General features: G+C 38.3%; 1 protein-coding gene. It reads left to right on the forward strand.

Annotated elements, in window-relative coordinates:
* Window positions 1-899, forward strand: an 899-nt coding sequence (locus tag J4051_RS18840) for a hypothetical protein (RefSeq protein WP_208235435.1), incomplete at both ends; no start/stop codon positions are given.

The raw sequence follows: 899 nt of genomic DNA on the forward strand, positions 1-899 counted from the left end.
AAATCCAAAACTGAAGATGAATTTGAAACCAGTATTATCAAATATGGTGTATCAAAAGAAACCCTATTGAATGCCAATAGCTTTAATATAGTATCTTCAAAATTACAGCACAGGCAAAGTGGTAAGACCTTAAACAAACACAAGAGCACTATAACAAACCTGCCTACTGAACAGTTGATGGAACGGTTAAATTTAGAAACGACATATTTTTATTCTGAAAATGACATAGAGGTTTTAAATGCACCTGTGAGAACTTTCGGTAATTATAAAAGAGCCATTCTTTCTCTGACAAAAAACAATATTACAAATTCCTATATATTGACCTATCCAGATCCTGATAATACCAAATTATTTTACATAAGCAATTTGGATGGTACCCTATTACAAAAAGTCACTATTGGGGATGATGGAATAGGTGTGATTGATAATTATAAAAGCCTGTTAGATGGCGCATCAAAACCATCCCAAAATTATGCTATGAGAGGTGGTAGTTGCACAGAAACTGTTTACCAGAGATGTAGTAGTGGGAGACATAGTTTCAACTCCGGAAATGCTATGGAATGTATTTATTGGGACGACATAAGCGCAGGGACGCCCCCTAGAGTATTCCAAGTGCCAACAGAATGCGGTGATTCTGGCAGCAACGGTGGCGACGGTCACTATGGTGGTGGTGGCACTGGAGGTGGTAGTGGTTTTAACACACCTCCTTCTGGCAATGGCGATCTACCTATTAACTTATCGCCTATAGAATGTGTTGTCAACTTGGATTGTGAAGACTGCGGTTTACCTGGCGATTTGAACGGGGATTGCACTATAACCTACGACGAAGGACGGTTCAACCTATTTTTACAAAACCTAAATGGATTGCAACTTTCTACGTTTAACAATCTAAATGAAAA

Source organism: Gelidibacter pelagius (genome assembly GCF_017581925.1).
Lineage (GTDB): Bacteria > Bacteroidota > Bacteroidia > Flavobacteriales > Flavobacteriaceae > Gelidibacter > Gelidibacter pelagius.